Origin of the sequence: Kitasatospora sp. NPDC004799, assembly GCF_040609095.1 — a bacterium.
Lineage (GTDB): Bacteria > Actinomycetota > Actinomycetes > Streptomycetales > Streptomycetaceae > Kitasatospora.
The window spans coordinates 1-6,676 of sequence record NZ_JBEXJK010000438.1 but is presented as its reverse complement, the minus strand read 5'-3'; the positions used below and the strand labels follow the sequence as shown (position 1 = coordinate 6,676).

Annotated in this window: 7 protein-coding genes and 1 pseudogene; 5 read left to right on the top strand and 3 right to left on the bottom strand. The window is 76.5% G+C overall.

Going from position 1 to position 6,676, the window contains the following annotated elements:
• From ABZW03_RS34750 to ABZW03_RS34730, 5 genes are all read left to right on the top strand, one after another.
• Positions 1-487, top strand: a 487-nt coding sequence (locus ABZW03_RS34750) for a TetR/AcrR family transcriptional regulator C-terminal domain-containing protein (protein ID WP_355267541.1), incomplete at its 5' end; no start/stop codon positions are given.
• 568 nt (positions 488-1,055) lie between these two features.
• Positions 1,056-1,439, top strand: coding sequence for a hypothetical protein (locus tag ABZW03_RS34745; RefSeq protein ID WP_355267538.1), 384 nt, complete (start codon positions 1,056-1,058; stop codon positions 1,437-1,439).
• 4 nt (positions 1,440-1,443) lie between these two features.
• Entirely contained in the window at positions 1,444-2,583 is a 1,140-nt protein-coding gene (locus ABZW03_RS34740) for a hypothetical protein (RefSeq protein WP_355267535.1), read from the top strand.
• Positions 2,584-2,665: 82 nt separating this feature from the next.
• Entirely contained in the window at positions 2,666-3,061 is a 396-nt protein-coding gene (locus ABZW03_RS34735) for a roadblock/LC7 domain-containing protein (RefSeq protein ID WP_355267532.1), read from the top strand.
• Between the two features lie 92 nt (positions 3,062-3,153).
• Positions 3,154-3,528: a hypothetical protein gene (locus tag ABZW03_RS34730; protein WP_355267529.1), complete on the top strand. Its 375-nt coding sequence runs from the start codon at positions 3,154-3,156 to the stop codon at positions 3,526-3,528.
• A 46-nt stretch (positions 3,529-3,574) separates the two neighbouring features.
• On the opposite strand, the gene ABZW03_RS34725 is transcribed toward ABZW03_RS34730, so the two are convergent.
• The 3 genes and pseudogenes from ABZW03_RS34725 to ABZW03_RS34715 form a co-directional block, all read right to left on the bottom strand.
• Positions 3,575-4,708, bottom strand: coding sequence for an NUDIX domain-containing protein (locus ABZW03_RS34725; protein ID WP_355267526.1), 1,134 nt, complete (start codon positions 4,706-4,708; stop codon positions 3,575-3,577).
• A 539-nt stretch (positions 4,709-5,247) separates the two neighbouring features.
• Positions 5,248-6,132 carry an SGNH/GDSL hydrolase family protein gene (locus ABZW03_RS34720; protein ID WP_355267523.1) on the bottom strand — a complete coding sequence of 295 codons (885 nt, stop codon included), beginning with the start codon at positions 6,130-6,132 and terminating at the stop codon, positions 5,248-5,250.
• Positions 6,107-6,538 (bottom strand): annotated as a pseudogene (locus ABZW03_RS34715) (glycosyltransferase); the annotation flags it as partial. The gene ABZW03_RS34720 and the pseudogene ABZW03_RS34715, both read right to left, overlap by 26 nt.
• Positions 6,539-6,676: the final 138 nt, after the last annotated feature.

Sequence of the window (6,676 nt, the reverse complement as noted above, 5' to 3'; positions counted from 1 at the left end):
CTCGGCGCTCTACCACCACGTGGCCGGCCGGGCCGAGATCGTCGCCCTGATGCGCGCCGAGCTGGTGCGCACGATCGGCGAGCAGTCGGTGTGGGACCAGTCCTGGGACGCCGCGCTGCGCACCTGGGCGCACGCCTACCGGGACGCCTTCGCCGAGCACCCCGGCATCATCCGGCTGCTCGCCACCGCGCCGCTGGCCGAATCGTTCATGCACGAGCTGTACGAGCGGGCCGTCGCCACCCTGGAGGACGCGGGCTTCGCCGCGCGGGACGTGATGGGCCTGATCACCGCCCTGGAGAGCTTCGTCCTGGGTTCGGCGCTGGACCTGGTCGCCCCGGACGTCATGGTCGACGCCGTCGACCGTGCCGCCACCCCGAGGCTGGCCGACGCCCTGGACGCCGTCCCGGTCGGGCGCGAGCGCGCCGACCGGGCCTTCGAGCTCGGGCTCACCGCCCTGATCGAGGGCTATCGGGCGCTGCTGGGCTGACCGGTCCCGGCCCGCTCCGGTGCCCGTTCCGGTGGTCGGCCGCGATTTCTGACCAGGTGTGATGACCTGCTAATGTTCTTCCCGTCGAGAGGAAGTGATCTTCCGGAAAGCGGAATCTCGAACAGGCGTCAGCGGTGCTACCAGAGCACGCCCTACTTTCAGTAGGGAGAGTCCGTGCGACCCGGGCCTGGCGCTCTCATCGAAGGGGCTCGTTCCGTCCAGTGGAACGGGCCCCTTCGGCGCGTTGGCGTCCCGCATCCGTGCCTCTTATCGCATTTTCGGCCTCGAAACCCTCCCCTGCGGCCCGGTATCGGCCAAGGTCCCGTGCCAGGTGGCCGGTGAACGGCGCTCCGACCCCGGGGTCCATCAGTGGTGCCGCCCATGCGCCCGACCTGATGATCTGTCAGTTCTTGGCCGGAACTGGCTGCTGCTGATGTGAATATGCCATTGGAATGTTCGTCGGATGGAATCCCGGCAGTAGCCTTCCGTGTCGAACTAGCCACTGCTGGTGGTGAACCGGTCGGCGCCGCCACGCGTCCGGCCGCCCAGACCCCGCGAAGGAGCCGGTGTGCCCGGTATCGACGAATGCCTCTCCGGAGCGATGGCGATCCCCGGGGCCCGTGCCGCGAGCCTGGTCGACTGGAGCAGCGGGCTCGCCCTCGGCAGCGTCGGGGACAGCCCGACCGGAGAGCACGAGACCTCCGCCGCCGAGGCAACCGACCTGGTCCGGGCGGCCGTCGAGAGCCAGACCTTCACCGCGGCGGAGGACCGGCGGGCTCCGCTGGAGGACATCATCGTCACCGCCGGCCGCAGCTACCACCTGATCCGCTTCATCGACACCGTCTTCGACAGCCGGCTCGTCCTGCACCTCTGGCTGGACCGCGCGGAGGGCAACCTCGCCGCCGCCCGCTTCCGCCTCCAGGCGCTCACCGAGGAGCTGGTGCTGGGGTGAGCGCGTGACCGCCGCAACCGGTACCGTGCCGTCGCCCTCGGTGGAGGCCGCCGCCCCGAGGACCCCGGGCGAGGCGCTCGCCCACCTCGCCGACCGTCGCGCCACCGGCGCCCTGCACGGACCGCCGGGCAGCCTCCACCTGGTCGACGGGCGGGTGACGGCCGCCGAGTCCTCCCGGGCGCCCGGCCTGGCCGACCTGCTCACCGGCTGCGGCCGGATCACCCCCGAGGGCTGGGCCGAGCTGCTCCGGACCCACGGCCCGCGGGCGAGGGTCGGCGAGGTGCTCGTCGAACGGCGGCTGCTCACCCGCGGGGAGCTCGAACTCGGCCACCTGGGCACGCTGTTCGACGCCGCGTTCTTCGTCCTCGCCGACCCGGCCGACGGGGTCTGGCGGTTCGAGGCCGGCGCCCGGCACTGGCTCGGGCCGGTCGCGGAGGTCGACCCGGCCCGGATCCGCCGCGAGGTGGAACGCCGTCGGCAACTGCTCGACGGGATCTGGCCCTGGGCGCAGCTCGACACCGCGCCCGTCCGACCGGCCGGGCACGGCCGCCGGCCGTCCCACCGCCCGTCCGGCCGCCGGCGCCGCGAGCTGCTGGACCACGCCGACGGCCGCAGGACCCCGGCGGACCTGGCGCGGCTGCTCGGCCGCTCCGGCTTCGGCGTGACGGCCGACGTCCGCCGGCTGGCCGCCGCCGGACTGCTGGACGCGCCGCAGCCGCCCGGGGTGCCGGGCCCGTCCGACCTGCCGCTCCCGTCTGCTGCGCCGCTCCCGTCCGCTGCGCCGCCGGCGGACCCGGCGCGCGCGGTGCCCGCGCTCTCCGAGGTGCCCGAGGTCTGCGTGGCACCGCCGTCCGAGGTGCCCGATGCTCGCGTGGCGCCGCCAACGGCCGCCCCGGCACCCGAAGTTGCTCCGCCGGTCCCGAGCGGACCGGCCGGAGGGCTGCACCGCCGGGTCCCCGGCGCCACGCTCCGGAGCGCCGGACTCCCCGGCGCCCCGGCCGCCCCCGCCGCCCCCGGCACCCCTACCGACCCCACGCGCTCCGAACGCCCGCCCACCACGGCAGCGGCCCACCCGCTGACCGTCCCCGACCCGGACATCGCGCTGCTGACCCGGGTCCGAGACCTTCTGGAGGCCCGACTTTGACCCACTCCCCGCCCGCGACCCCGTCGTTCCGGCCATGAGGCGGGCACTCAAGCAGCGTGTCGGAAGGAGACAACTGATCGCCTTGGAGACCGAGTTGCTCGCCGAACTGCGCGCCGTCAAGCACCGCGTCCCGCACCTCGCGGGCGGTCTGGTCGCCAGCGTGGACGGCCTGCTGATCGCGCACGACACCCACGGCACCGAGCCCTCGGGGCTGGCCGCGATGACGGCGGCCTCGCTCTCGCTGGCCCAGCGGCTCGCCGACACCACCGGCCAGGGCGAGTTCCGCGAGTCGCTGGTGCGCGGCGAGAACGGCTACGTCGCCACCTACGCGGTCGGCGGCAGCTGCGTGCTGACCCTGCTGGCCCACCCCGACGTCAACGTCGGCCGCCTGCACCTGGAGGCCCGGCGCAGCGCGCAGCGCATCGCGGCGCTGCTCAACGACGCCCTCGTCCCCAAGGACCCGCGCGAGGCGGGCTGACCGGACCACCCGCGGCCCCACCGCACCGCCCTCCCCCTCGAAGCACCCGAACCCGCCCATGAACCACCCACCACCGAACGGGAGTTACCCAGATGACCGACGCAGCCGGCTCGCTCAAGCAGGCCATGACCAGCATCGAGGGCGCCATCGGCGCGGCCCTGGTGGACTACAACAGCGGCATGGCGCTGGCCACCCTCGACGGCCCCGGCGGCCTGGACCTCAACGTCGCCGCGGCCGGTAACACCGACGTGGTCCGGGCCAAGATGCGCACCATGGACATGCTCGGCCTCCAGGACGGGATCGAGGACATCCTGATCACCCTGACCAGCCAGTACCACCTGATCCGCCCGCTCACCGGCCGCACCGGCAAGGGCCTGTTCCTCTACCTCGTGCTGGACAAGTCGCGCGCCAACCTGGCGATGGCCCGCCACCAGCTGGGCCGGATCGAGGCGGACCTGGAGGTCTGACGCGAGGGGTGGTGGGTGACACCCGCCGGGCCCCGTCCGGCGGGTCTCACCCCTGCGGCAGGTCCGGTCCGACGGCCCGCCCGCGCACCAGCTCGACCGGCCCGCCGGACCGTCCCCGGGCGGCCAGCGCGGCGGCCGTGCGGTCCCAGGACGGGCCGGTCAGCAGCGCCCGCGCCTCGGCCGGGGCGCAGAGCCGCCACTCCACCAGCTCCTCCTCCGGCAGCACGATCGAGCCGAGCATCCGCTCCGTCACCGTGCCCCCGTCGAACACGTACACCAGGACGGCGGTGTCCCGGCCGGTCGCAGGGTCCGCCTCCGGGTCGGCCGCCGCACCCGGCTGCCAGTCCAGTGCCAGCAGCGGGCCCGGCTCGACCTCCCAGCCGAGCTCCTCGCGGACCTCCCGCCGGGCTGCCGCCCGGGGCATCTCCCGGTCCGCCTCGACCCCGCCGCCCGGCAGCGTCCAGTACGGGACCTGCCCGCGCGGCCCGTCCCACGGCCGCAGCCGTACCAGCAGGACCCGGCCCGCGGCGTCGGTGAACAGCGCCCGCGCCTTCGTCCGGATGCGCGGCCGGGTGGCGTAGTAGGTCTCCCGGTCCATCGGTGGCTCCGGGGGCTCCTCGGTCGACGGTGTCAGCCCCGGCGCCGCGGCCGGTCCGGCGTACTCGGGCACCGGCCCGTCGGCGGGCAGCCGCCCGAGCGTGTGCCCGACCGGCCGGCTGTCCTCCAGCTCCAGCGGCCCGGCGTCGCGCGGCGCCCGCAGACACGCCATCACCCGGCGCGACAGCCGAGGCGGCAGCGCGCGCCCGGCCTGGTCCGCCGTCAGCCAGGTCCAGCCGCCGACCTCCGCCGCGTCCGGCCGGAACGCCGCCGCCTGCTCCGCGGTCAGCGGCTCGGCCCAGTACAGGTACACGACGATCGGCCGGTCGCCGTCGCGCAGCAGCGCCCAGTCCACCGCGGCCAGCGGCCCCAGCCGGGGCGTGAAGCCCAGCTCCTCGCGGATCTCCCGCAGGGCGGTCTCCCGGGGCGACCGGTCCGCCGGCTCCCACCCGCCACCCGGGATCGCCACCGGATGCCTCCGGTCGTACGGCAGCCGCACCACCAGCAACCGCCCCGCCCCGTCCGGGAACAGCACCCCCGCCGCCGCCATGACCTCCCGGCCGACCGTGCCCGCGTTCTCCACCCCGACTCCCTTCGCCGCACTCTCCCCGGTCACGACAACCCGGGCCACCCCGATGGTTCCCGCCCGGCGGCACCGCCGATCCCCACGATCGAGCGACCTGCGGCCCCCACCCCGTTGGCGTCCAGGTGGCGGATCGGCACGGCCCCGGCCCGCCTGGCAGGCCCGCCACCTCGGCGGATCGATGTCCCCGCAGCCCCGAGGGCCGTGGCAGCGCCCCGGCTCTCTCCGCCGCACTCTTCCCGGACCCGACAGCCCGGGCCACCCCGATGGCTCCCGTCCGACGGCACCGTGTCCGACTTCCACGATCGGGAGACCTGCGATCCCGCCGCCCGGCCACCCCGGCGGCCTGCTACCCCTGCGGTCCCACGGCACCCGCCGCTCCGGCCGGGTCGGCGGGCCGGCGTGCCCAACCCCCCACCGCTCCGGCCGGGTTGGCGGCCTGCTACCCCGTGCTGCCCACGGCTTCCGCCGCCGCCGGCTGTTGCCCCGCAGCCCCGGTCGCCTCCGCCTCCCCGCAGGCCTGCCGCCCCGCCGCAGCCTCACCCCAGGGAGGCCAGCGCCTGGGCCGCCGCGCGGGCCATCTGCTCGTCGTGGCGCCCGCTGCCGCCGCGCAGCCGGGCGGCGCCCTCCGCGGCGGCCAGGGCGAGCAGGCCCGGGAGGAGGTCGGTGCTGCGGGCGGCGAGCCAGCGGGTGCCGCGGGTGGCCATCCACCAGAGGTCGGCGGCCAGGCCCGGCGGGGGTTCGGCTGGGGCCGCGGCCGGGGGCGGGCCGAGGGGGTGGCCGGCCTCGGTGAGCAGTTCGTGGAACCGTCGGGCGATCAGGTGGTGGCCCTCGGCGCTGGGGTGCAGGCGGTCCACGCTCAGCAGTCGGCGCTCCGTGAGCCAGGGCAGCTCGGCGATGTGCAGGTGCACCGCCCGGTGGCGTTCGGTGAGGGCGTGCACCACGGTGTTGACCGCCCGCATCCGGCGCGCCAGCGGACGGGCGAGCGGCGCCGGGAGCCGGAGCAGGCGGCCGGGGTCGGGCAGGCAGGCGGTCAGCAACCTGGCGCCGTGGCCGGACAGTTCACCCATCGTGGCGTCCAACTCCAGCGTGGTGCGCCGGATGTCGAAGCCCGTGCGCAGGGTGTCGTTGCCGCCGACCACCACCGCCGCCAGCTGCGGCCGCAGCTCCAGCGCCGCAGGGAGTTGACGGATCGTCAGTTCCGTCGTGAGCGCCCCGCTGTACGCCAGGTTGGTGAACTCGACGCCCCGTCCCCCGGGCGCCAGCGAGCGGGCCAGGACGGCGGCCCAGCCGCGCCGGCCCTCGCCGACCTGGTCCCCGACCCCCTCCGTCAGCGAGTCCCCGAGCGCGACGAAGCGCAGCAGCTCGCCCGCCGCGGGGCGCTCCTCGGCCGCCCGGTCACGCCCGGCTTCCAGCATGCTCATCCCGGCCTCCGTCCACCACCTCGTCGCCGCGTACGCCGTGTGCCGCCAGGAACGCCGCCACCGCCGCCGGCCAGCCGTACCGCTCGGCCTGCGCTCGCGCGGCGGCCCGCCGCGGCTCCTCCGGTCGGTCCAGCAACTGCCGTACCGCGGAGGCGAATCCGTTGCCGGTGTCGACGGCCGCCACCCCGGCGGACCCGACCAGGCCGGGCAGTGCGGAGGATCGGCTGACCGCCACCGGGGTCCCGCAGGCCAGCGCCTCCAGCGCGGCGAGCCCGAAGGTCTCCACCGGGCCGGGCGCGAGGACCACGTCCGCGCAGCCCAGCAGCCGGGCCAGCTCCGCGCGCCCGCCCAGGTGCCCGAGGAAGCGCACGGGCAGACGCAGCCGTGCGGCGCGGGCCGCCAGCCGCACCCCCAGCGCGCCCCGCCCCGGCCCACCCCCCAACCCCCGGCGCCCCCCGGCCCCCCCCCCCGGCCCGCCCCCCGCCGCCCCCGGCCCGCCGGTTGCCGACCCGCTCCCGGCCGCCGGCCCGTCCCCGGCGCGAGC